The 23,884-nt window shown below is 69.8% G+C and carries 18 protein-coding genes; 8 read left to right on the forward strand and 10 right to left on the reverse strand.

The features are described from left to right. Positions 1–3 precede the first annotated feature (3 nt). The 3 genes from mtnB to OG622_RS39465 are packed head-to-tail and all read right to left on the reverse strand — an operon-like array spanning position 4 to position 1,945. Complete coding sequence (gene mtnB, locus OG622_RS39455; protein WP_371581415.1) at positions 4–612, reverse strand: methylthioribulose 1-phosphate dehydratase; 609 nt, start codon at positions 610–612, stop codon at positions 4–6. Further along, positions 609–1,349: an acireductone synthase gene (gene mtnC, locus OG622_RS39460; protein WP_371581416.1), complete on the reverse strand. Its 741-nt coding sequence runs from the start codon at positions 1,347–1,349 to the stop codon at positions 609–611. Before mtnC ends, mtnB begins: the two co-directional genes overlap by 4 nt. Beyond that, complete coding sequence (locus tag OG622_RS39465) at positions 1,346–1,945, reverse strand: acireductone dioxygenase (RefSeq protein ID WP_371581417.1); 600 nt, start codon at positions 1,943–1,945, stop codon at positions 1,346–1,348. The genes mtnC and OG622_RS39465 overlap by 4 nt, the downstream gene beginning before the upstream one ends. A gap of 613 nt (positions 1,946–2,558) precedes the next feature. Between OG622_RS39465 and OG622_RS39470 the strand changes: the two genes are divergently transcribed. The 4 genes from OG622_RS39470 (at position 2,559) to mtnK (ending at position 7,511) form a co-directional block, all read left to right on the forward strand. Then, a complete protein-coding gene (locus OG622_RS39470) occupies positions 2,559–3,668 on the forward strand; it encodes a substrate-binding domain-containing protein (RefSeq protein ID WP_371581418.1) in 1,110 nt (369 codons plus the stop codon). Beyond that, positions 3,655–5,208, forward strand: coding sequence for a sugar ABC transporter ATP-binding protein (locus tag OG622_RS39475; RefSeq protein WP_371581419.1), 1,554 nt, complete (start codon positions 3,655–3,657; stop codon positions 5,206–5,208). The genes OG622_RS39470 and OG622_RS39475 overlap by 14 nt, the downstream gene beginning before the upstream one ends. Positions 5,209–5,276: 68 nt before the next feature. Next, positions 5,277–6,323 carry an ABC transporter permease gene (locus OG622_RS39480; RefSeq protein WP_371581420.1) on the forward strand — a complete coding sequence of 349 codons (1,047 nt, stop codon included), beginning with the start codon at positions 5,277–5,279 and terminating at the stop codon, positions 6,321–6,323. A 15-nt stretch (positions 6,324–6,338) separates the two neighbouring features. Continuing rightward, on the forward strand, positions 6,339–7,511 hold the full coding sequence (gene mtnK, locus OG622_RS39485) for an S-methyl-5-thioribose kinase (protein WP_371581421.1): 1,173 nt from the start codon (positions 6,339–6,341) through the stop codon (positions 7,509–7,511). Here mtnK and OG622_RS39490 read toward each other — a convergent pair. The 5 genes from OG622_RS39490 to OG622_RS39510 form a co-directional block, all read right to left on the reverse strand. Then, on the reverse strand, positions 7,500–8,069 hold the full coding sequence (locus OG622_RS39490; protein ID WP_371581422.1) for an SMI1/KNR4 family protein: 570 nt from the start codon (positions 8,067–8,069) through the stop codon (positions 7,500–7,502). The genes mtnK and OG622_RS39490 overlap by 12 nt on opposite strands. A 237-nt stretch (positions 8,070–8,306) precedes the next feature. After that, positions 8,307–9,923, reverse strand: a complete 1,617-nt coding sequence (locus OG622_RS39495) for an FAD-dependent oxidoreductase (protein WP_371581423.1) — start codon at positions 9,921–9,923, stop codon at positions 8,307–8,309. Positions 9,924–9,987: 64 nt separating this feature from the next. Then, the gene (gene glpK, locus OG622_RS39500) at positions 9,988–11,526 is read right to left on the reverse strand and encodes a glycerol kinase GlpK (protein WP_371581424.1); all 1,539 of its coding nucleotides are present in this window, start codon (positions 11,524–11,526) and stop codon (positions 9,988–9,990) included. A 100-nt stretch (positions 11,527–11,626) separates the two neighbouring features. After that, positions 11,627–12,433 carry an MIP/aquaporin family protein gene (locus OG622_RS39505; RefSeq protein WP_371581425.1) on the reverse strand — a complete coding sequence of 269 codons (807 nt, stop codon included), beginning with the start codon at positions 12,431–12,433 and terminating at the stop codon, positions 11,627–11,629. A gap of 342 nt (positions 12,434–12,775) precedes the next feature. Beyond that, entirely contained in the window at positions 12,776–13,540 is a 765-nt protein-coding gene (locus OG622_RS39510; protein ID WP_371581426.1) for an IclR family transcriptional regulator, read from the reverse strand. A 382-nt stretch (positions 13,541–13,922) separates the two neighbouring features. Here OG622_RS39510 and metH point away from each other — a divergent pair, with 382 nt between their 5' ends. The 4 genes from metH to OG622_RS39530 all read left to right on the forward strand — a co-directional run bounded on the left by metH (position 13,923) and on the right by OG622_RS39530 (position 22,037). After that, positions 13,923–17,450: a methionine synthase gene (metH, locus tag OG622_RS39515; RefSeq protein ID WP_371581427.1), complete on the forward strand. Its 3,528-nt coding sequence runs from the start codon at positions 13,923–13,925 to the stop codon at positions 17,448–17,450. 193 nt (positions 17,451–17,643) lie between these two features. Beyond that, positions 17,644–18,348 (forward strand): HAD family hydrolase, encoded by a 705-nt coding sequence (locus tag OG622_RS39520; RefSeq protein ID WP_371581428.1) that lies wholly within the window; start codon positions 17,644–17,646, stop codon positions 18,346–18,348. A 405-nt stretch (positions 18,349–18,753) separates the two neighbouring features. Further along, on the forward strand, positions 18,754–20,358 hold the full coding sequence (locus OG622_RS39525; RefSeq protein WP_371581429.1) for an ABC transporter substrate-binding protein: 1,605 nt from the start codon (positions 18,754–18,756) through the stop codon (positions 20,356–20,358). A 92-nt stretch (positions 20,359–20,450) separates the two neighbouring features. Next, on the forward strand, positions 20,451–22,037 hold the full coding sequence (locus OG622_RS39530; RefSeq protein ID WP_371581430.1) for an ABC transporter substrate-binding protein: 1,587 nt from the start codon (positions 20,451–20,453) through the stop codon (positions 22,035–22,037). 78 nt (positions 22,038–22,115) lie between these two features. Here the strand turns inward: OG622_RS39530 and OG622_RS39535 are convergent, their stop codons facing one another. Together OG622_RS39535 and OG622_RS39540 are read right to left on the reverse strand one after the other, a co-directional pair. Then, positions 22,116–22,787: a response regulator gene (locus OG622_RS39535; RefSeq protein ID WP_371581431.1), complete on the reverse strand. Its 672-nt coding sequence runs from the start codon at positions 22,785–22,787 to the stop codon at positions 22,116–22,118. Positions 22,788–22,872: 85 nt separating this feature from the next. Continuing rightward, a complete protein-coding gene (locus OG622_RS39540; protein ID WP_371581432.1) occupies positions 22,873–23,796 on the reverse strand; it encodes a RecB family exonuclease in 924 nt (307 codons plus the stop codon). Positions 23,797–23,884 lie beyond the last annotated feature (88 nt).

The following is a 23,884-nucleotide window of genomic DNA, read 5'->3' on the forward strand; positions in this document are numbered from 1 at the left end:
CCGTCAGCGCTGGGAGAGCTCCAACTCCAGCAGCCACTCCACCACTTCGGTGTGGTGGCGGGCCTGGCGGGGGGTGGCGCCCCAGACGTACAGGCCGTGGCCGGCCACGACCACCGCGGGCATGCGCGGGTCGCGGGCGGCCTCCAGACGGTCGCCGAGGACCTTCATGTCCTGGCTGTTGACGATGACGGGGAGGGTGACCTCGACGTCGTGCGCGGGCTGGCCGACGCCCTTGAGCATCTCCAGGTCCTTGAAGACGATGCCGCCGGGCTCGCGGCGGCCCATCGCCACGGAGGCGACCGTGTGGACATGGACCACGGCGCCCGCACCGGTCAGCGCGGCGACGCGCGCGTGCAGCTCGGCCTCCGCGGACGGCCTGCCGCCCCGCACGGCGGCACCGCCGCCGTCGACCAGCACCACGTCCGCGGGCGTCAGTTCACCCTTGTCATGGCCGCTCGCGGTGACCGCCAGCCGCAGCGGATCGCGCGACAGGACCACCGACAGGTTGCCCGAGGTGCCGCGCATCCAGCCGAAGGACGCGAAGCGGGCCGACTCGGCGGCCAGGACGGCGCCCGCCTCCTCCAGGTCGAGTGCCGAGATCTCGGTGGTCATGCGGTGCTCCTGGTGATGGTGATGGTGATCCCGTCGAACGTCCCCGCCTGCGCGTGGTCGCCGACACCTTGCTCGTAGTACGGCTCCCCGGGCCGGCGGATGCCGACGGCCTGCCAGCCGGCCTCCCGCGCCGCGTCCAGCTCGCCGGGCCGGTCGGAGAGGAAGAGGATGCGGCCGGGGGCGGCGCCGAGGCCCAGGGCCGTCGCGATGGCGCGGTACGACGCGGCCTCCTGCTTCGGCCCCGCGTTCTCGGTGTCGTACAAGCCCTCGACCAGCGGCAGCAGATCGCCCTCGGGGCTCGACCGGAACCAGGCGCGCTGGGCGGCCACGGAACCCGAGGAGTACACGTGGAGGCGTATGCCCGCGGCGTGCCAGGCGCGCAGGGCCGGGAGGACGTCGTCGTAGAAGTGGGAGACGAGGTCGCCCCGGGCGAAACCCTCGGACCAGATGACGCCCTGGAGGGTCTTCAGCGGGGTCGCCTTGCGGTCCTCGTCGAGCCACTCGTTGAGGGCCTTCTCGATGCGAACGTTGTCGGCGTCCGGCTCGGCGATGAGGTCCCGCACCTGGGCGACCGCCCGCGCCACCTCCGGATCACCGCTCCGCTCCGAGAGCAGTGCTCCGAAGCGAGAGCGGGAGTACGGGTAGAGCACGTCCACGACGAACCCCGTGGCGCTCGTGGTGCCCTCGATGTCGAGCACCACGGAGTCGACGGGGCCGATGTCGAGGACCTGGCTCACGCCGCTGCCCTGTCCTGCTGGTACCCGGCGTCGATCGTGTCGTAGTCCGGGAAGCGGGAGGCGATCGTGGAGCCGGTGAAGTTGCCGATCCAGCCGTCCTCCTCGTGGAAGAAGCGGATCGCGGTGAACGAGGGGCTGGTGCCCATGTCGAACCAGTGCGTCGTACCGCGCGGCACCCCCAGCAGGTCGCCCTTCTCGCAGTAGACCGCGTGCACCTCGCCGCTCACGTGCAGATAGAAGATGCCGGAACCGGAGACGAAGAAGCGGACCTCGTCATCGTCGTCGTGCGTGTGCTCCTGCAGGAACTTCGCGCGCGCGGCCTCCGCCTTCGCCGGGAACCCGGGGTCGTCGCTCGGGTGCAGTCCGAGGACGTCGACGGTCGTGAAGCCCTCCTCGGCGTTGAGCCGGTCGATCTCCGGCCCGTACGCGGCGAACACGGTCTCGCTGTCCGCGTCGAACGGCACGTCGTCGCAGACCGGCCACTGCTCGTAGCGCACCCCGAGCGGCGCCAGCGCGGCCGCGATCTCGACGGGGTCGGAGGTACGACGCACCAGGGTCTCCGGTCCGGACTCGGACCAGGTGGTCAGCAGGGTCATGGGAGCAACTCCAGCAATCTGGAAGGGAAGTCCGGATGCTGAGACCAGCGCCGGACGGGGGAGGGGTGGAGAGGGGGCAGAGAGGAGGTGGGGAGGGAGAGCGACTGGGCGGCGAGTGGAGCGGCGTGCAGCGGGTCAGCCGCGACACGGCGCGCCGGTACAGCGGCGCATGCAGGGCATACGCAGCGCTGTTGCGCTCGGTGTCGTCATCGGGGCCTCACTGTGCCGGGTCGGGTGCCGGTCCCGTGATGGTAACTCCCGAGGGTGTGTCCGCCATGGGTGCATCGCCTGTGACGTAATCGTCGTCTCGAATGTCGAGATCCGGCGTCCATTTCTTTGACGGATGGCTGAAATCGTTCTCATGATCTCCGTATGAAGACGCTGCTGCTCGTGCGGCGGCTGTACGTGGACTTGCTCCGGTCGACCACGGCCAGCTGTCGCTGACCTCTCCCGGAGCTCCGACGCGCCCCCGTTCCCTGCGCGTTCACCGCCGCCCGCTCGGTGGCTCATTCCCGTCCCTCGCTCCGGGCTCGCACCCCCGCTTCATCTCCCTCGCATCCCCGCGCACCCACGCACCCGTGCGTGTTCGCACCACCCCGTACCTGGAGCCGTCATGTCCCTCTCGTCCCGCCGCACCCGTTTCCCCCTCGCCGCGCTCTCGCTCGCCTCCGCCTCGGCCCTGCTCCTGTCGGCCTGCGCGCAGTCCACGGACGCCTCCAAGGACACCGGCGACACCACCGCCAAGGCCTCCGCCGCCACCGGCAAGAAGCCCGCCCCCTTCGGTGCGGGCGCGGTCAAGGTCGCCCTGGTCCGGCAGAGCGGCGCCGGCGACTACTTCGAGCAGTGGGGCAACGGCGCGAAGGCGCAGGCCAAGGCCGTAGGCATCGACCTCACGGTGTACGACGCCCAGGCCGACAACGCCAAGCAGGCCACCGACCTGTCCTCGGCGATCAACTCCGGCGCCAAGGCGATCATCATCGACCACGGCTTCCCGGCGACGATCCAGCCGGAGATCGACAAGGCCGTGAAGAAGGGCATCAAGGTCGTCGTCTACGACGTCGAGACCGACACCAAGGGCGTGGTTTCCACCAAGCAGGACGACGCGAGCATGGCCCAGGCCGTCCTCGACGTGATGGCGAAGGAGGTCGGCAAGGACGCCAAGGTCGGCTACGTCAACGTCGCCGGCTTCGCGGCCCTCGACAAGCGCGACACCGTCTGGAAGTCCACGGTCGAGGCGCAGGGCTGGAAGCAGGCCTTCAAGGTCGGCAAGGTCACCGACTCCACGGCCACCGACAACGTTCCCCTCGTCTCCGCCGCCCTCACCCAGCACTCCGACGTGGCGGGCGTCTTCGCCCCGTACGACGAGCTGGCCAAGGGCACCGTCCTCGCCGTGCAGAACAAGAAGCTCCAGGACAAGGTGAAGGTCTTCGGCGCCGACGTCTCCAACGCCGACATCCAGGCCATCACCGCCAAGGACAGCCCCTGGGTCGCCACGGCGGGCACCGACCCCTCCGCCGTGGGTGCCGCCGTGGTCCGTACGGCCGCCCTGGAGCTGGCCGGTCAACTGAACGAGACCTCCGTCGAGTTCCCGGCCGTCGCCATCACCCAGGACTTCCTGCGCGAGAAGAAGATCGAGAACATGGACCAGCTGCGTGAGGCGCTGCCCGCGCTGAACCTGTCGCAGGTCTCGACCGCCGACTGGATCTCGAATGTCGCCCACTGACACCAGCCACGAGAAGGCCGACGGCGGCGAGAGCGGGGCCGCCGTCAGCCTGCGGGACGTCAGCAAGGCCTTCGGCGGCAAGACGGTGCTCGCCTCCGTCTCGCTGGACATCGCGCCGGGCAGCGTGGTCGCGCTGCTCGGCGCGAACGGCGCCGGCAAGTCCACGCTGATCAAGATCCTGTCCGGGGTGCACGCCGACCACGGCGGCGAGGTCCTGGTGGACGGCTCCCCGGCCGCCCTCCGAAGCCCCCTCGCCGCCCGTCAGTTGGGCATCCAGACCGTCCATCAGCGGATCAGCGAGGGCGTCGTCCCCGGCCTCACCGTCGCAGAGAACCTCGGCTTCGAGGAACTGGCGCAGCGCCGCGGCAACCCGTTCCTCAACGGACGCAGGCAGCTCGCCCGCGCCCGTGAGATCCAGGCCAACCTCGGCCTCGACTGGACCGACGCCGTCCTCAAGCAGGACGTCACCGAACTCGGCATCTCCGACCGCCAGTTGCTCATCCTGGCCCGCGCCCTCGCCACCCGCCCCCGCCTGCTGATCCTCGACGAACCGACCTCGGCGCTCTCCGCCGCCGAGGCCGAGCGCCTCTTCGCGCTCGTCGAAGGAATGCGGAACGACGGCATCGCGGTCCTCTACGTCTCCCACCGACTCGGTGAGATCGACGCCCTGGCCGACCGTCTGGTCGTACTTCGGGACGGCCGTCTCACCGAGGACCAGACCCGCCCCTTCGACTGGGACGCCGCCCTGCGCGCGATGCTCGCCCAGGCCCACGAGACGACCACCGCCCGCCCGGTCCGGGAGGGCGACCAGGGAGACGTCGTCCTGTCCCTGAAGGGCGTACCTCTCTTCGAGGGCCGCCCCCCGCTCGATCTCGACCTCCGCAGCGGCGAAGTCACCGGCGTCGTCGGCCTGTTGGGCGCCGGCAAGACCGAGCTGGCCCGCGGCCTCTTCGGCGCCGAGCCCTTCACCACCGGCACGGTCGAGCTGGACGGCAGGCCGTACACGCCCCGCCGCCCCGCCGACGCCATCCGCGACGGCGTCCACCTCGTCCCCGAGGACCGGCACGCCGACGCCCTCGTCCCCGGCTGGTCGGTGGCCCAGAACATCTCCCTGCCGTTCCTCAGGTCCTTCTCGCGGCTGGGCCTGATGAACACGGCCAGGGAACACGCACTCGGCCGCGACACGATCGACGCACTCGGTGTCGTCACCCGCGACGAGCACAGCACCGTCGAGGAGCTCTCCGGCGGCAACCAGCAGAAGGTCGTGGTCGGCCGCTGGCTCGCCGAGACCCCTCGTGTCCTCATCCTGGACGAGCCGTTCCGAGGTGTGGACATCGGTGCCCGGCGCGACATCGGCCGCCGCGCCCGCGCGCTCGCCACCGAAGGCGCCGCCGTACTCGTCCTGTCCGCCGACGTCGACGAGATCCTGGAGGTCGCCGACCGGGTCGTCGTACTCGCCGCCGGTGAGATCCACCTGGACGCGTACGGCGAGGACGCGGAGCGCGACCGCGTCATCCAGACCATCTCGGCGTCCGTGTGACCCCGGCCCGCCGCAAGGAAATCCCAGGACCAGGAAGTCCCAGGACCAGGAAGTCCGAGGAAGCACCCATGACCACCACCCAGAGCACCGAGGTCCCCGCCAAGGCGGCGCTCCCGCCCGCGACCTCCACGGCCGTGCGCGTCCAGAACGCCGTCATCAAGTACGGCTTCATCTTCGTCACGGTCGCGCTCTTCGCGTACTTCGCGCTGAGCGAGGGCTCCTTCCGCGAGTCGGCGACCCTCCTCGACACCCTCCGGTACGTGTCCGTCGCCGCCATCCTCGGCCTCGGCGTCACCCTCACCATGTCCGTCGGCGGAATGGACATGTCCGTCGGCGCGGTCGCCGGCCTCGGCGTCTCGGTCGCCGCCCACACCATGGTCGTGTACAACCAGATCGGCACGGTCGCGATCATCGCGGTCCTCGCGGCGGGCGCCCTCGCGGGCCTCCTCAACGCCCTGCTGATCGTGGTGATGAAGATCCCCGACATGCTGGCCACGCTCGGCACCATGTTCGTCATCCAGGGCACCAAACTCATCCTCGTGGACGGCCAGTCGATCACCCCCGGCATGACGCTGGAGGACGGCACCACCGCTCCCGGCCGGTTCACCGCCGACTTCCTGAAGATCGACCGGGGCACGGTCCTCGGCATCCCGATCTCGGTTCTCGTCTTCGGCGCGCTGACGGTCGCGGCCTGGGTCTTCCTGGCCCGCACCCGCTGGGGCCGCGTCTTCTACGCGATCGGCGCCAACCCGGAGGCGTCCCGCCTGGCAGGCATCCGCGTCGGCGCGTACCGCGCGCTGGCGTACGTCCTCTCCGGCGTCCTCGCCTCCATCGGCGGCCTGATCCTGGCGTCGCGCATCGGCCAGGGCGACGTCAGCGCCGGCACCTCCCAGCTGCTGGAGGCGGTGGCGGTCGCCCTCGTCGGCACCTCGGTCCTCGGCCGGGGCCGCCCGAACGTCTGGGGCACCGCCCTCGGCGCGGTACTGATCGGCATCATCACCACGGGCCTCACCATCAAGGGCCTGCCGTACTACACCCAGGACGTCGTCGAGGGCGCGGTCCTCATCCTCGCCCTGGTCTTCAGCTTCACCTTGTCCAAGCGCCGCACCGCATAAGGGAGTTCACCGACCATGGGCTACCGCATCCTGGAGACCGACGACATCCCCGCGTACCTGCGCGAGCGGGGCCACTGGGAGGACCCGGACGACATCACCGTCCGCGAGGTGTCGGACGGCAACGTCAACCGCGTCTTCCTCGCCTCGAACGCCGCCGGCACCCGCGGTCTCGCCCTCAAGCAGGCCCTGCCCTGGGTCCGCGTAGCCGGCCCCTCCTGGCCGCTGAGCCCCGAGCGCGCCGACGCCGAGGCCCGCGCGTACGAACAACTCGCCAAGGTCGCCCCCGACGAGATCCCCCGGATCCACGGCTACGACCCCGAGCACCACGCCCTTGTCATGGAGGACCTCTCCGACCTGGAGGTCCTGCGCACCCTCCTCAACGAGGGCGCGTCGTACGGCCCGTACACCTCACCCCAGATCGGCCGCCTCGTCGCCCGGCTCTCCTTCGCCACCAGCGACTTCGGCATGGAGTCCGCCGACCGCAAGGCGCTGTTCGCCGCCTCGGTCAACGCCGAGCTGTGCAAGATCACCGAGGACGTCGTCCTCTCCGAGCCGTACATCGAGCACGAACACAACCACTGGCACCCGGGGCTGGACGACCTCGCCGCCGCCTTCCGCGCGGACACCGCCCTGCGCACCGAGGTCGCCGACCTCCGCCACGTCTTCATGACGAGCGCCCAGGCCCTCCTCCACGGAGACCTCCACTCGGGCAGCGTCATGGTCGGCGAACGCGAAGGCGCCCACGTCCTGCGTGTCTTCGACCCCGAGTTCTCCTTCGTCGGCCCCATCGGCTTCGACCTCGGCCTGTACTGGGCCAACGCGCTCGTCTCCGAGGAACGGGCCCGTGCCCTGGGCAGTCTCACGGACCACGGAGACCAGCTCCGCCTCTCCTGGGAGGCCTTCGAGACCGAGTTCCGCCGCCTCTGGCCGTCCCGCGTCGACACCTTCTTCGACGCTCCCTACCTCGACCGCTTCCTCCACCGCGTCTGGACGGAGTCCCTGGGCTTCGCCGGCACGGAACTCGTCCGCCGCATCATCGGCTTCGCCCACCTCACCGACCTGACGACCCTGGAGAACCCGGTACCGGCATCCCGCCGGGCGCTGCTCCTGGGCCGTGAACTGATCGTCCGCCGTGCGGAGCTGACCTCACCGGACGCGGTGCGCGAGGTCGTGGCCTCACTCGGCTGACTCGGCGTCGAACCACTCCTTCCCGGCGGCCCAGTGCGCGACCCAGCCGCCGAAGCCGGGCGCGGAGGTCGTGTGGCCGAACTCCGCGCCGAACGGCAGGGCACCCACATCGGTGACGTGCCATATGTGTCCCCGATGGGGGCCGGTGACGACGAGATGCCAGTTCATGGCGCAACCGTCCGTGCCGAGCACGATCGAGCCATGGTTGACGACCTCGCCGACGACGGTCTCCAGGTCCTCGTACGGACCGTCGTCCTCTTCCCACAGCCAGGGTGCCGTGAGCGGGAACGGCCTGCCCAGGTCCCGGTCCGCCCCGTCGTCCCCCCAGTCGTCGGGCAGTTCGGCCAGCCCCACGAGCCCGTACACCGGCGGTCCCTGGAAGGATCCGTCGGACACCTCCGCCACGAACGTCCGGTACGGCTCGGGCAGCACCACCCCGTGCTCCGCCTCGAAGGCGTGCACAGCCGCCCAGCCGAGAGCCGACTCCCCGCCGTCGTCCACGGCGAACGCCTCGCGCAGGGCCGCCAGCTCGGCGGGGTCGGCATGATCGATGTTCATTCGCTCATGAAAGCACCCGGCACTGACAGCCCGGCCCGACGAATGGACGACCGGCCCGACGGAAGGACGATGGGCCCGACGGAATGACGATCGGCACGACGTAAGAACGACCGGCATGCCGAAGGGGCGGCTCCATGTTCTGGAGCCGCCCCTTCCTCGGTCCGGCCCCGGAGCGGAAGGGGCCGTACCTTTCGGTACCGGCCCCGGTCAGGGAGAGGGGCCGGCACCGAAACCCGGTTACTTCTTGTCGAGCAGATCCTGCACCTTCGTGCGGACCTCGTCCGTCGCCAGCCCCCGTATCGTCAGCGTCGTCCGGCGGCGCAGCACGTCGTCGGACGTCTCGGCCCACTCGGTGTCACGGGCGTAGACGACCTGCGCCCAGATCTCAGGGGCGTCCGGGTGGACACGCTCGCCCAGCTCGGGGTTCTCGTTGGCGAGACGGGCGATGTCGAAGGCCAGCGACCCGTAGTGCGTGGCCAGGTGCCGCGCGGTGTCGGCGCCCATGCGGGGGCCGGGCGCCGGGTGGTCGACGAGGAGCCGGTGGGCGACCGCGCGCGGGTTGGCGACCCCCGGCAGTGGCAGCCTCTTCGGCAGCGAGCCGACCGGCTCGAAGTCCTCACCCAGGGGGTGCCCGGGCAGCGCCTCCAGCTTCTTCATGATCGTGCGGCCGATGTGCCGGAAGGTCGTCCACTTGCCGCCCGCGACGGACAGCATGCCGGCCCGGCCTTCGGTGACGACCGTCTCGCGCTTGGCCTTCGCGGTGTCACCGGGACCGCCCGGCAGCACCCGCAGACCGGCGAAGGAGTACGTGATCAGGTCACGGTCGAGCTGCTGGTCCCGGATGGAGAACGCGGCCTCGTCCAGGATCTGGGCTATGTCCTTGTCGTTGACCGCGACGTCCGCCGGGTCGCCCTCGTACACCTCGTCGGTCGTGCCGAGCAGCAGCATGTCCTCCCAGGGGAGGGCGAAGGTGATGCGGTACTTGTCGATCGGGGTGGCGAGCGCGGCCTTCCACGGAGCCGTCCGCTTCAGCACCAGGTGCGCGCCCTTGGACAGCCGGATGGACGGCGCCGCGTCCGGGTTCTCCATCCTGCGCAGGTGGTCGACCCACGGCCCGGTCGCGTTCAGCACCAGCCGCGCGTTCACACCGAACTCGTCGCCGGAGAGTTGGTCGCGCAGCTCCGCACCGGTCACCCGGCCCCTGGTGAACCGCAGCCCGGTGACCTCGGAGTGGTTCAGGACGACGGCACCCGACTCGACGGCCGCGCGGACCGTCATCAGGGCCATCCGGGAGTCGTTCATCTGGTCGTCGCCGTACACGGCCACGGCCTTGAGGTTCTCGGTGCGCAGCTCGGGCACGTCCTGCGCGGCCTTCGACGGCGAGAGCAGGTGGCCCACGCCGTCGCCGAAGGCCGACAGCGCCGAGTAGGCGAAGACGCCGGCCCCGAGCTTCGCCGCGCCGTGCGGCCCGCCCTTGTACACGGGGAGGTAGAACGTGAGCGGGTTCGCCAGGTGGGGGGCCACCTGGCGGGACACCGCACGGCGTTCGAAGTGGTTCTCCGCCACCAGCTTCACGGCGCCGGTCTGCAGATAGCGCAGACCGCCGTGGAGCAGCTTGGAGGAGGCGGAGGAGGTGGCGCCGGCGAAGTCGCCGGCGTCGACCAGGGCCACCCTGAGCCCGGACTGCGCGGCGTGCCAGGCGGTGGAGATGCCCAGGATGCCGCCGCCGATCACGAGGAGGTCGTACGACGCCTTGGAGAGCTGCTCCCGGGTCTCGGCACGGCTCGGGTTCGAGCCGGACGCCGGGCGCTTCCCCAGGGCAGGCAGGGTCTGCAGGGTGGTCTGACTGGTCATGTGGGGTTCTTACTCCTCATCAGAGCGTGGGTCGGAGCCTGCGACGGGCTCTTCTCAGCTCTTGTCAGTTCTCTTCTTCGAGCCAGCCCATGGTCCGCTCGACGGCCTTGAGCCAGCTCTTGTACTCACGGTCGCGGGTCTCCGCGTCCATGCGGGGGGTCCACTCGGCGGCCCGCCGCCAGTTGGCGCGCAGTTCGTCGGTGTTGGTCCAGAAGCCGACGGCGAGACCGGCGGCGTAGGCGGCGCCGAGGCAGGTGGTCTCGGCGACCATCGGGCGCACCACGGGGGCGTCGAGGAAGTCCGAGAGGGTCTGCATCAGCAGGTTGTTGGAGGTCATGCCGCCGTCGACCTTGAGGGCCGCGAGCTCGACGCCCGAGTCCTTGGTCATGGCGTCCGTGATCTCACGGGTCTGCCAGGCGGTGGCCTCCAGGACGGCGCGCGCGAGGTGCGCCTTGGTGACGTACCGGGTGAGACCGGCGATGACACCGCGGGCGTCGGAGCGCCAGTACGGGGCGAACAGACCGGAGAAGGCCGGCACGAAGTACGCGCCGCCGTTGTCCTCGACCGTGAGCGCCAGCGTCTCGATCTCGGCGGCGGTGGAGATGAGGCCCATCTGGTCGCGCATCCACTGCACCAGCGAACCGGTGACGGCGATCGAGCCCTCCAGCGCGTAGACCGGCTTCTGGTCGCCGATCCGGTAGCCGACCGTGGTCAGCAGGCCGCTGTAGGAGTTGATGATCTTCTCGCCGGTGTTCAGCAGCATGAACGTTCCGGTGCCGTACGTGGACTTGGCCTCGCCCTCCTCGAAGCAGGTCTGGCCGAACAGGGCCGCCTGCTGGTCGCCGAGCGCGGAGGCGACCGGGATGCCGCCGAGCAGGTCGCCGAGCCGCCCGCCGGTGACCTCGCCGTACACCTCGGCGGAGGAGCGGATCTCGGGGAGCATCGACAGCGGGACGCCGATGGACTCGGCGATCTTCTCGTCCCACTCCAGTGTGTGCAGGTTCATCAGCATGGTGCGGGAGGCGTTGGTGACGTCGGTGTAGTGCTTGCCGCCGTCGACACCACCCGTCAGGTTCCAGATGACCCAGCTGTCCATGGTGCCGAAGAGGATGTCGCCGGCCTCGGCGCGCTCGCGCAGACCCTCGACGTTGTCCAGCAGCCAGCGGGCCTTCGGACCGGCGAAGTACGAGGCCAGCGGCAGGCCGGTCTCGCGGCGGAAGCGGTCCTGGCCGACGTTGCGGCCGAGCTCCCGGCAGAGCGCGTCGGTGCGGGTGTCCTGCCAGACGATGGCGTTGTGGACGGGCTCACCGGTGTTCTTGTCCCAGAGCAGCGTGGTCTCGCGCTGGTTGGTGATGCCGATGGCCTTGATGTCGTCGCTGGTGATGCCGGCCTTCGCGATGGCCCCGGCGACGACCTCCTCGACGTTGGTCCAGATCTCGGTGGCGTTGTGCTCCACCCAGCCCGGCTTCGGGAAGATCTGCTCGTGCTCCTTCTGGTCGACGGAGACGATGCGCCCGTCGCGGTCGAAGACGATGCAGCGGCTGGAGGTGGTGCCCTGGTCGATGGCGGCGATGAAGGGCCCGGCGGTGTGGGCGTCGGTCACGGTGTGCTCCTGAAAGTTCACTGGGTATGGGGCTGTACGTACGGCGCGTGCTGAGCGTTTCGCGGGATCACGGATTTCGGGATCCTGCGGCTCGGTGCTCTTAAGCGAAGGCGACGTTGTAGATGCCTGCAGCGATGGCGGCGCCGAGCAGGGGGCCGACCACCGGGACCCAGGCGTAGCTCCAGTCGGAGCCGCCCTTGTTGGGCAGGGACAGAAGGGCGTGGACGATACGCGGACCGAGGTCACGGGCCGGGTTGATCGCGTAACCGGTCGGGCCACCGAGGGACAGACCGATGGCGACCACGACGAGCGCGGTGATCAGGGCGCCGAGAGTACCGAGACCCTTGTTGTCGTCGTTCAAACCCTGCGTCAGGACCGCCAGGACGAGCACGATGGTGCCGATGACCTCGGTGGCGACGTTCTGTACCGCGTTCCGGATCTCGGGGCCGGTGGAGAAGATGCCGAGCACGGGGCCGGCGCCGGCCTCCCGGGCCTCGACGGACTTGGCCTTGGCCTTGGCGCCCTTCGCGGCCGGCTCGCCGACGATGTCCTTGTCGGTGAGGTGGGCGTGGAACTGGCCGTAGTAGGCGACCCAGACCAGTGCGGCACCGATCATGGCGCCGAGCAGCTGCCCGCCCCAGTAGATCGGGACGTCACTCCACGGGATGCCGTTCTTCTTCAGCGCGAGCGCGAGGGTCACGGCCGGGTTGAGGTGGGCGCCGGAGAGCGGCGCGGAGGTGTAGACGGCCGTCAGCACGGCGAAGCCCCACCCGAAGGTGATGGCGAGCCAACCGGCGTTACGGGCCTTGGAGGCCTTCAGCGTCACAGCGGCGCAGACGCCACCGCCGAGCAGGATGAGTATGGCGGTACCGATGGTCTCGCCGATGAAGATGTCGGAGCTGGACACCCGCGACTCCTTTGTCCTTCGTCCAGGGGAAGTCGAACCCCGGGTCCCACCGGTGGTTCGTGCTCTCGTTGGCTGAGAGCGATGTCGGCCCGTGGCGTCGTGACACTCTAGCGCCTATTGCCGGTAGGTGTTCGACAATGTCGACCGATGGACGGGAGTCTCACTGGGGGGTCAGTGGCTCGTCAAGGGTCCGGCAGACGAAACACTGCCGTTGTTGATTGTTGTTGGTTATTGATCCCGGGGTGGGTGTGGCGTGTGTGCACCTGTGTGCCTGGACGCCGAAAAGGCCGGGACACCCTGTGGTGTCCCGGCCTCTCCGGTCGATCGAGGTCCTGCGCCAGGTCAGAACCGTCCGGCGCCCAGGTCGCGCGACACCGCGCGGGCGCAGTCCCGTACGGCCGCGATCAGCTCGGAGCGCAGCTCGCCCTCGCGGCACAGCCGCTCCACGGCACCGGTGATGCCGACCGCGCCGACGGGCATGCGCCGCCGGTCGTGGATGGGGGCGGCGATGGACGCCACCCCCTCCCAGGTCTCCTCGACGTCGGCCGCGTACCCGCGCGCGCGGGTGATGTCCAGGACGCCCTCGAAGTCGTCCAGCGTGTGCACGGTCCGGTCGGTGAACGCCTTGCGCTCGGCCTCCAGGACCTCGCTGTGCGCCACCGGGTCGTACGCCGCGAGGACCTTGCCCAGGGCTGTGGAGTGCAGCGGCTGCATGGCCCCTATCTCCAGGACCTGCCGGCTGTCGTCGGGCCGGAAGACGTGGTGCACGATCAGCACGCCCTGCTGGTGCAGGACCCCCAGATGGACGCTCTCGCCGCTGGAACGGGCCAGGTCGTCCGTCCAGACCAGGGCGCGCGCCCGCAGCTCGTGGACGTCCAGGTACGTGGTCCCGAGCCGCAGCAGCTCCGCGCCCAGCTGGTAGCGCCCGGAGGCGTCGTCCTGCTCGACGAACCCCTCGTGCTGCAGCGTGCGCAGTATGCCGTGGGCGGTGCCCTTGGCGAGGCCCAGCGACGAGGCGATGTCCGACAGGCCGAGCCGCCGTTCGCCGCCTCCGAGCAACCGCAGCATCGCGGCCGCCCGTTCGAGCGACTGGATGTTCCGTGCCATCGCCGTCCTGCCTCCGTCCCCTTCGGCCGCCGTACGCGACTGAACTTCCATCGTTCGGCAATGTCGAACACTACCGGTCGTTGACGACCTCCCGCCAATGGCCGTCAACAGCTTTTCGGCCACACCCGTCGCGCGGTGACGTTCCCGTGGCCGTCGGGTGTCTGTTCGACGGTCATGTGATCGTGGGGTGTGCGTGCGGTGCCGGAGCGGTGTCCGTCGTTCATTTCGTCGTCGGAGTAAACCGCACTCGGACGCGTACGCCACGCCCGTCCGTCCCGTGGACTCTCCTGACCATCCGTGGCGCTCCGGGCTACCCTTGCGGCGTGCGCCTTCCATGAGAAGCCGCAAAGCCGACAGCCGTCGCACTCCAGGGAGCAGCTCCATGGCCTCGTTGCCGAACACGTCCCCTTCGTCCGCCGCCTCCGGCCGGGCCCGATCCGAGGCCCTGCGCGAGGCCCTCGCCACCCGTGTGGTGGTCGCCGACGGCGCGATGGGCACGATGCTTCAGGCGCAGGACCCCACACTGGAGGACTTCCAGCAGCTGGAGGGCTGCAACGAGGTCCTCAACGCCACCCGCCCCGACATCGTCCGCTCGGTGCACTCCGCGTACTTCGACGCGGGCGTCGACTGCGTCGAGACCAACACCTTCGGCGCGAACCTCACCGCATTGGGTGAGTACGACATCGCCGAGCGCACCGCCGAGCTGTCCGAGGCCGGCGCCCGCATCGCCCGCGAGACGGCCGACGAGTTCGCCGCGCGCGACGGCCGCCCGCGCTGGGTGCTGGGCTCCATCGGTCCGGGCACCAAGCTGCCCACCCTCGGCCACACCACCTTCACCGCCATCCGGGACGCCTACCAGCAGAACGCCGAGGGCCTGCTGGCCGGCGGCGCCGACGCACTGCTGGTGGAGACGACCCAGGACCTGCTGCAGACGAAGGCCTCCGTCATCGCCGCGCGCCGCGCGATGCGGACGGCCGGATACGACGTCCCCCTGATCGTCTCGGTGACGGTCGAGACGACGGGCACCATGCTGCTCGGCTCGGAGATCGGCGCCGCGCTGACGGCGCTGGAACCGCTGGGCATCGACATGATCGGCCTGAACTGCGCGACCGGCCCCGCCGAGATGAGCGAGCACCTGCGCTATCTGGCCCGCCACTCCCGCATCCAGTTGTCCTGCATGCCCAACGCCGGTCTGCCGGTGCTGACCAAGGACGGCGCCCACTACCCGCTGACGGCCCCCGAACTCGCCGACGCCCAGGAGAACTTCGTCCGCGAGTACGGCCTCTCCCTCGTCGGCGGCTGTTGCGGTACCACCCCCGAGCACCTGCGTCAGGTCGTCGAGCGCGTCCGGGACCTCGCGCCCGCCGCGCGCGCCCCGCGCCCCGAGCCTGGCGCCGCCTCCCTCTACCAGACGGTCCCGTTCCGCCAGGACACCTCGTACATGGCGATCGGCGAGCGGACGAACGCCAACGGTTCGAAGAAGTTCCGTGACGCGATGCTGGAGGCCCGCTGGGACGACTGTGTGGAGATGGCCCGCGACCAGATCCGCGAGGGCGCCCACATGCTCGACCTGTGTGTCGACTACGTGGGCCGCGACGGTGTCGCCGACATGGCCGAACTCGCCGGGCGTTTCGCCACCGCCTCCACCCTCCCCATCGTGCTGGACTCCACCGAAGTGCCCGTCATCCGGGCCGGGTTGGAGAAGCTCGGCGGCCGTGCGGTCATCAACTCCGTCAACTACGAGGACGGCGACGGTCCCGAGTCCCGCTTCGCCAGGGTCACCGCGCTCGCCCAGGAGCACGGCGCCGCGCTGATCGCGCTGACCATCGACGAGGAGGGCCAGGCCCGCACCCCGGAGAAGAAGGTCGAGATCGCCGAACGGCTCATCGACGACCTGACCGGCAACTGGGGCATCCACGAGTCGGACATCCTCATCGACACCCTGACCTTCACCATCTGCACCGGTCAGGAGGAGTCCCGCAAGGACGGCATCGCCACCATCGAGGCGATCCGCGAACTCAAGCGCCGCCGCCCCGAGGTGCAGACGACGCTGGGGCTGTCGAACATCTCCTTCGGCCTCAATCCGGCCGCCCGTGTCCTCCTCAACTCCGTCTTCCTCGACGAGTGCGCGAAGGCGGGCCTGGACTCGGCGATCGTGCACGCCTCGAAGATCCTGCCGATCGCCCGCTTCAGCGAGGAGGAGGTCCAGACCGCTCTCGACCTCATCCACGACCGCCGCGCCGAGGGCTACGACCCCCTCCAGAAGCTCATGGCACTGTTCGAGGGCGCCACCACCAAGTCGCTGAAGGCCGGCAGGGCCGAGGAGCTGGCCGCCCTCCCGCTGGACGAGCGCCTCAAGCGCCGCATCATCGACGGCGAGAAGAACGGCCTGGAGGCCGACCTCGACGAGGCCCTCCAAACCCGCCCGGCCCTCGACATCGTCAACGACACCCTCCTGGACGGCATGAAGGTCGTCGGTGAACTCTTCGGCTCCGGACAGATGCAGCTGCCGTTCGTGCTGCAGTCCGCCGAGGTCATGAAGACCGCGGTCGCCCACCTCGAACCGCACATGGAGAAGTCGGACGCCGAGGGCAAGGGCACCATCGTGCTGGCCACCGTCCGCGGCGACGTCCACGACATCGGCAAGAACCTCGTCGACATCATCCTGTCCAACAACGGCTACAACGTCGTCAACCTCGGCATCAAGCAGCCGGTCTCCGCGATCCTCGACGCGGCCAAGGAGCACCGGGCCGACGTCATCGGCATGTCCGGCCTCCTGGTCAAGTCCACGGTGATCATGAAGGAGAACCTGGAGGAGCTGAACCAGCGCGGCATGGCCGCCGACTACCCGGTCATCCTCGGCGGCGCCGCCCTCACCCGCGCCTACGTCGAGCAGGACCTGTACGAGATCTACGGGGGCGAGGTCCGCTACGCCCGCGACGCCTTCGAGGGCCTGCGTCTGATGGACGCCCTCATCGGCGTCAAACGCGGCGTGCCGGGGGCGGCCCTGCCCGAGCTGAGGCAGCGTCGGGTACGGGCCACGGCCACGGCCACGGCGGTCGAGGAACGCCCGGAGGAGGGCCACGTCCGCTCCGACGTCGCCACCGACAACCCCGTCCCCACGCCGCCGTTCCGGGGCACCCGCGTCGTCAAGGGCATCCAGCTCAAGGAGTACGCCACCTGGCTGGACGAGGGCGCCCTCTTCAAGGGTCAGTGGGGGCTCAAGCAGGCCCGCACCGGCGACGGGCCGACCTACGAGGAGCTCGTCGAGACCGAGGGCCGGCCCCGGCTGCGCGGCCTGCTGGACAAGCTGCAGACCGACAACCTCCTCGAAGCGGCCGTCGTCTACGGCTACTTCCCCTGCGTCTCCAAGGACGACGACCTGATCATCCTGGACGACGCCGGCAACGAACGGACCCGGTTCTCCTTCCCGCGCCAGCGCCGCGGCCGCCGGCTGTGCCTGGCCGACTTCTTCCGCCCGGAGGAGTCCGGCGAGACCGACGTGGTCGGCCTCCAGGTCGTCACCGTCGGCTCCCGCATCGGCGAGGAGACCGCCAAGCTCTTCGAGTCCAACTCTTACCGCGACTACCTCGAACTGCACGGCCTGTCCGTGCAGCTGGCCGAGGCCCTCGCCGAGTACTGGCACGCCCGCGTGCGCTCGGAGCTGGGCTTCGCCGGGGAGGACCCGGCCGTGATCGAAGACATGTTCGACCTCAAGTACCGGGGTGCCCGCTTCTCCCTCGGCTACGGCGCCTGTCCCGACCTGGAGGACCGCGCCAAGATCGCGGAACTGCTGGAGCCCGAGCGGATCGGCGTACAGCTCTCGGAGGAGTTCCAGCTCCACCCCGAGCAGTCCACCGACGCGATCGTGATCCACCACCCCGAGGCGAAGTACTTCAACGCGCGCTAGCGCTCCGCTCACCGGCGGTGCGTTGTCCACGGGTCCGTTGTGGCCGGTCGCGCAGTTCCCCGCGCCCCTTGCGGGCGCGGTGCTGCCTCGCCCGAAGGCGCTTTCCCGCGCGGCGCCGTAGACTGGACGGTCCACCGCAGGCCGGTTCCCCATCCGGGAACCGGCCTGCTCGTCCCACAAGGAGGTGCGCCGGATGACCACGACGATCCCCGCGCTAGGAACCCGTACGGCCGAAGGCTCCGCGCTGCAGGCCGTGCTCCTCGACATGGACGGCACCCTGGTGGACACCGAGGGGTTCTGGTGGGACGTGGAGGTCGAGATCTTCGCCGGCCTCGGCCACACCCTCGACGACTCCTGGCGCCATGTCGTGGTCGGCGGCCCCATGAGCCGCAGCGCGGGCTTCCTGATCGAGGCCACCGGCGCCGACATCACCTTCCCCGAGCTGAGCGTGCTGCTCAACGACGGCTTCGAGGCCCGTATCGAGCAGGCGCTGCCCCTGATGCCCGGCGCCTCCAGACTCCTCGCCGAACTCGCCGCGCACGGCGTCCCCACGGCCCTGGTCTCCGCCTCGCACCGGCGCATCATCGACCGCGTCCTGGCCTCCCTGGGTGCCCAGCACTTCGCGCTGACCGTCGCGGGCGACGAGGTCGAGCGGACCAAGCCGTTCCCCGACCCCTACCTCCTCGCGGCCTCCGGCCTCGGCGCGGATCCGGCCCGGTGCGCGGTCATCGAGGACACCGCGACCGGCGTCGCCGCCGCCGAGGCCGCCGGCTGCCATGTGGTTGCCGTCCCGTCCGTGGCCCCCATCGCCCCTGCCGTCCGGCGCACCGTCGTGACCTCGCTGGAAGAGGTCGACCTGCCCTTTCTGCGCGGCCTGATGACGACGACGGGCCATTGAAAGCGCAAGAAATTCCAAGATCACGCACAGCGCCCCGCGCCGGGAATTCGGTCCGCTCGCAATGACTGAATTCCCGGACCCGGGAACCCCTTTCCGCCTGTGACGTTTACCACTCCCGCGGGGCTCCGGGCGACCTCCGGACGCGTTCAATCCCCGCATTCAGGGGTGTTCAGCATGACCTTGTGTCCCGATTGGTGAAGCGTGCACCCAAACATTCCGTGCCCGCTACACCGTTTGTGTCCACACCCGGTTCCGCAGCGTGAGGGGAACTCAACTCCGGTGCGCGCGGGCCTTTCTGGCGGTGCGGGCTAACCTCGACACGAGAACATCGCCGTACCTCCCGTGACGCGCTCGCACCACCCCGCCGGCCCCCGTCCCGGAACACAGCTCTGGAGAAACTCGAGCATGAACCGCAAGACCTTGGTGCTGCCGGCCGTGATCGGTCTGCTCGCCCCGGTACTCGCCGCCTGCGGTCCCACCGACAGCGCGGGTGGCAGCGGTGACGCGATCGTCGTCGGCACCACCGACCGGTTCACCGCCTCGAAGGAGGCCCCGGCCCCCATCGACCCGGCCTACGCCTACGACGTCGGCACGTGGAACATCCTCCGCCAGACCGTGCAGACCCTCCTGGTCCAGCCCCGCGGCGACGGCGAACCGGAACCCGAGGCCGCCTCCAACTGCTCCTTCACCGACAGCGGCAACGAGCGCTACGCCTGCACGCTGCGCAGCGGCCTGAAGTTCGCCGACGGCGACCCGGTCACCGCCGAGGACGTGAAGTTCTCCATCGACCGCGCCCGCTCCCTCAAGGCCGACAGCGGTGTCTTCGCCCTGCTGTCCACCATCGACCTCGTCGAGACCAAGGGCGACAACGAGGTGATCTTCCACCTCAACAGCCCCGACGCGACCCTCCCGTACAAGCTGTCCACCCCGGTCGCCGGCATCGTCAACCCGGCCGACTACGACAAGGGCAAGCTGCGCGACGGCTTCGAGGTCGACGGCTCCGGCCCGTACACCCTGGACGCCGACGTCGAGAACAACGAGCTGGTCCGCGCCGTCTTCACCAAGAACCCCAACTACAGGGGCCAGTTGGACCCGAAGAACGACAAGGTCGAGCTGCGCTCCTTCGCGAACGCCGACGCCATGGGCACCGCCCTCAAGGACGGCGACATCGACCTGATGACCCGCACCATGACGCCGAAGCAGATCAACAAGCTCTCCGAGTCCACCGACAGCGACATCGACGTGATCGAGTCCGAGGGCCTGGAGATCCGCTACCTCGCCTTCAACACCGAAGCCACCCCGGTACGCAGCACGGCCGTCCGCCAGGCCATGGCCGAGGTCATCGACCGGGGCGAACTCGTCTCCAAGGTGTACGGCTCCCAGGCCGAACCCCTCTTCTCGCTGGTCCCGGCCGGCCTCACCGGCCACTCCAACTCGTTCTTCAACAAGTACGGCGACCCGGACGTCGACAAGGCGAAGTCGACCCTGGAGACCGCAGGCGTCACCGCGCCGGTGAAGCTGACCCTGCATTACACGACCGACCACTACGGCGCGGCCACGAAGAAGGAGTTCGAGCAGCTGCGGAAGCAGCTCAACGACAGCGACCTGTTCGACGTGACCATCAAGGGCGCCCCCTGGTCCACGTTCCGCCCCGCCGAGCAGAAGGGCGAGTACGCCGTCTACGGCATGGGCTGGTTCCCGGACTTCCCCGACGCCGACAACTACCTCGCGCCCTTCCTCGACAAGGACAACTTCCTCGGCTCGCCGTACGCCAACCGCGAGATCCGCAGCAAGCTGATCCCCGAATCCCGTCGCGCGGCCGACCGCCTCACCGCCTCGGACAGCCTCACCGGCATCCAGGACATCGTCGCCGACGACGTGCCGATCCTCCCGTTGTGGCAGGGCAAGCAGTACGTCGCCGTCCGCGACGACATCACCGGTGCCGAGTACGCCCTCAACTCCGCCTCGACGCTCCAGCTCTGGGAGCTGGGCCGCGGCATGGGCAACTGACCGGACCTCACCACCCCTCCGGACAGAGGCCGACCGGCCTCGGGGGAACCCGGAGCACCCGCAATGCACCCGACGACACAAGGCATCCATACGTGAACATGCGCACCCCGTGGCCCGTCCTGACCATCGCGACAGGGCTTGCCGCCGGCCTGCTGACCGGTTGCGGCTCCGACTCGGGGGGATCCGGGGACTCCGGCTCCAACGTCGTGATGGGGATGTCCGACGACGTCCTGGCCACCGACCCCGCCTCCGGCTACGACCCCGGATCCTGGCTCCTCTTCAACAACGTCTTCCAGTCGCTGCTGAGCTTCCCCAACGGCGCCACGGAACCCGAACCGGACCTCGCCGAGGAGTGCTCCTTCGCGGACAGCAGCGGCACCAAGGTCTACGAGTGCACCCTCAAGGACGGCCTGAAGTTCAGCAACGGTGAGGCGCTCACCTCGAAGGACGTCAAGTTCTCCTTCGACCGCATGCTGAAGATCAACGACGACGCCGGCCCCGCGATCATGTTCCCCATGCTCGACAAGGTCGAGACCCCGGACGACAAGACCGTCCGCTTCGACCTCAAGTACGCCGACGCCACCTTCCCCAGCAAGATCGCCTCCGGCGCCGGCTCGATCGTCGACGAGGGCTCGTACGACGCCGACGGCCTCCGCAAGGACGGCGAGGCGGTCGGCTCCGGCCCGTACAAGCTGGAGTCCTTCGGCGAGGACGACGCCGTCTTCACCGTCAACGAGAACTACAAGGGCACCGCCGACGTCGAGAACACCGGTGTCACCCTCAAGTTCTTCCACGGCGACCAGGAAGCCCTGAAGAAGGACCTGCTGGAGGGTGACCTCGACGTCACCTACCGCGGCCTCGGCGCCTCCGACATCTCCGACATCGAGACCGACACCTCCACCGCCAACGGCATCGACATCGTCGACGGCACCGGCGCCGAGGTCCAGCACCTCGTCTTCAACATGGACGACCCGGTCACCGGCAAGGTCGGCGTCCGCCGGGCCATCGCCCACCTCCTCGACCGCGAGGCCCTCGTCGACAAGGTCTACCAGGGCACCGCCACACCGCTGTACTCGATCATCCCGGCCGGCATCACCGGCCACAACACGGCCTTCTTCGACACCTACGGCGCCCGCCCCTCCGCGGCCAAGGCCGAGGCCGCCCTGCGCGCCGACGGCATCACCGACAAGGTCGAACTGACCCTCTGGTCCACCCCGTCGCGCTACGGCCCCTCCACCGACGAGGAGCTGGAGGCCATCGCCCAACAGCTCAACGACAGCGGGCTGTTCGACGCCGACGTGGAATCCGTCGCCTTCGGCAAGTACGAGAAGGACATCGCCGCCGGCAAGTACGGCGTGTACGTGAAGGGCTGGGTCCCCGACTACCCGGACCCCGACAACTTCACCGGCCCCTTCTTCGGCAAGGGCAACGTGCTGGGCAACAACTACACCAACGCCACCATCACCGGTGAACTCCTCCCGAAGACCGCCGCCGAGAGCGAGCGCTCCGCCACGGAGAAGGAGTACGCCGAACTGCAGAACATCGTCGCCACCGACGTCCCCCTCATCCCCATCTGGCAGGCCAAGCAGTACGCCGTCGTCGGCGACGACGTCTACGGCCTGGAGTACTGCCTGGACGCGTCGACCGTCTTCCGCTTCTGGGAGATCAGCAAGGGCTGAGCCGAGACGGCCACACACGCCGAGGGCGCCCTCTTCCGGTGAAGAGGGCGCCCTCGGCGCGTCATGCGATGCCGGCCCCTACTGCGCGCCGGGGCGCACCAGCCCGCTCTCGTACGCGTACACCGCCGCCTGCACCCGGTCGCGCAGGCCCAGCTTGGTCAGCACATGACCCACATGCGTCTTGACCGTGGTCTCGCTGACGAACAGATCGGCTGCGATCTCCGCGTTCGACAGACCCCGGGCCACCAGCTTCAGCACCTCGACCTCACGGTCGGTCAGCGTGTGCAGGGTGTCCGGCACCTGCTCGTCGCCCGACGGCAGATGCACCGCGTACTTGTCGAGAAGACGGCGCGTGATGCTCGGCGCCAGCATCGCCTCCCCGTTGGCCACCACCCGGATCGCCTGCACCAGCTCATTGGCCGGGGCGTCCTTGAGCAGGAACCCGCTGGCACCCGCCCGCAGCGCCTCCACCACGTACTCGTCCAGGTCGAACGTGGTCAGCACCAGCACCTTCGCCGGACCGTCCCGCCCGGGCCCGGTGATCTGCCGGGTCGCCTCCACCCCGTCCATCCGGGGCATACGGATGTCCATCAGGACCACGTCGGGCTGCAACGCCCGCACCTGCTCGAGCGCCTGCAGACCGTCACCGGCCTCCCCGACGACCGCGATGTCCTGCTCCGCCTCCAGAATCATCCGGAAGCCGGTACGCAGCAGAGGCTGGTCGTCGACCAATAGGACCCGGACGGCCACGAAAGTCTCCTTCGCTAGGGCCTGTCTTCTGGATCAGGCCGGCTTCGGGCCCCCGTGGCCCAGGCCTGATCCCACCGGACAGACCCTAGTCCGGGCCCATTCTGCCCTGTCCGTCGTCGGCCGACTCGGGCGACCTCACCTGCAGCGGATACGGCGGGGGAGTACCGCCGAACTCCGGACACACCGACCGGTGGTCGCACCAGCCGCACAGCTTGGTCGGCCGGGGCCGCCACTCACCGGTCTCCGTGGCCAGCCGGATCGCCTCCCACAGCGCGAGCAGCTTGCGCTCCACCCGCTCCAGGTCCGCGATCACCGGGTCGTACGTCAGGACGTCACCGCTGCCGAGATAGACGAGCTGCAGCCGGCGCGGCACGACCCGCTTCAGCCGCCACACCACCAGGGCGTAGAACTTCATCTGGAACAGCGCGCCCTCGGCGTACTCGGGGCGCGGCGCCTTGCCCGTCTTGTAGTCGACGATCCGCACCTCCCCGGTGGGCGCCACATCCACCCGGTCGATGATCCCGCGCAGCCTCAGCCCCGAGTCCAGCTCCGCCTCCACGAACAACTCCCGCTCGGCGGGCTCCAGGCGCGTCGGGTCCTCCAGCGTGAACCAGCGCTCCACCAACTGCTCGGCCTCGGCCAGCCAGCGAGCGAGCCGCTCACCCTCCGCGTCGTCCGCGAACAGCTCCACGACCTCCGGCCTGGTCTCCCGCAGCCGGTCCCACTGTCCCGGTACCAGCGACCTGGCCCGCGGCGCCGTCCGCTCGGCGGCCGGCGCGTCGAAGAGTCTCTCCAGCACCGCGTGCACCAGCGTGCCGCGCGTCGCCGCCTCGCTCGGCTTCTCGGGCAGCCGGTCGATCACCCGGAACCGGTACAGCAGCGGGCACTGCATGAAGTCGCTGGCGCGCGACGGCGACAGCGAGGCAGGCGGCGCGGCGGCCCGCACGGCAGGACGGCCGTCCTCGCCGCCCACGGGGACGGTGCCGGCTCCGTCGGTGCTCGTTTCCATGACCCCAGACCATACGGCCCACCACTGACAGTGACAGCCACGGGCCCGTACGACCGCCGACCGACACCCGCACGCCGACACCCGTGTG

This window comes from Streptomyces sp. NBC_01314 (assembly GCF_041435215.1).
In the GTDB taxonomy this organism is placed as follows: domain Bacteria; phylum Actinomycetota; class Actinomycetes; order Streptomycetales; family Streptomycetaceae; genus Streptomyces.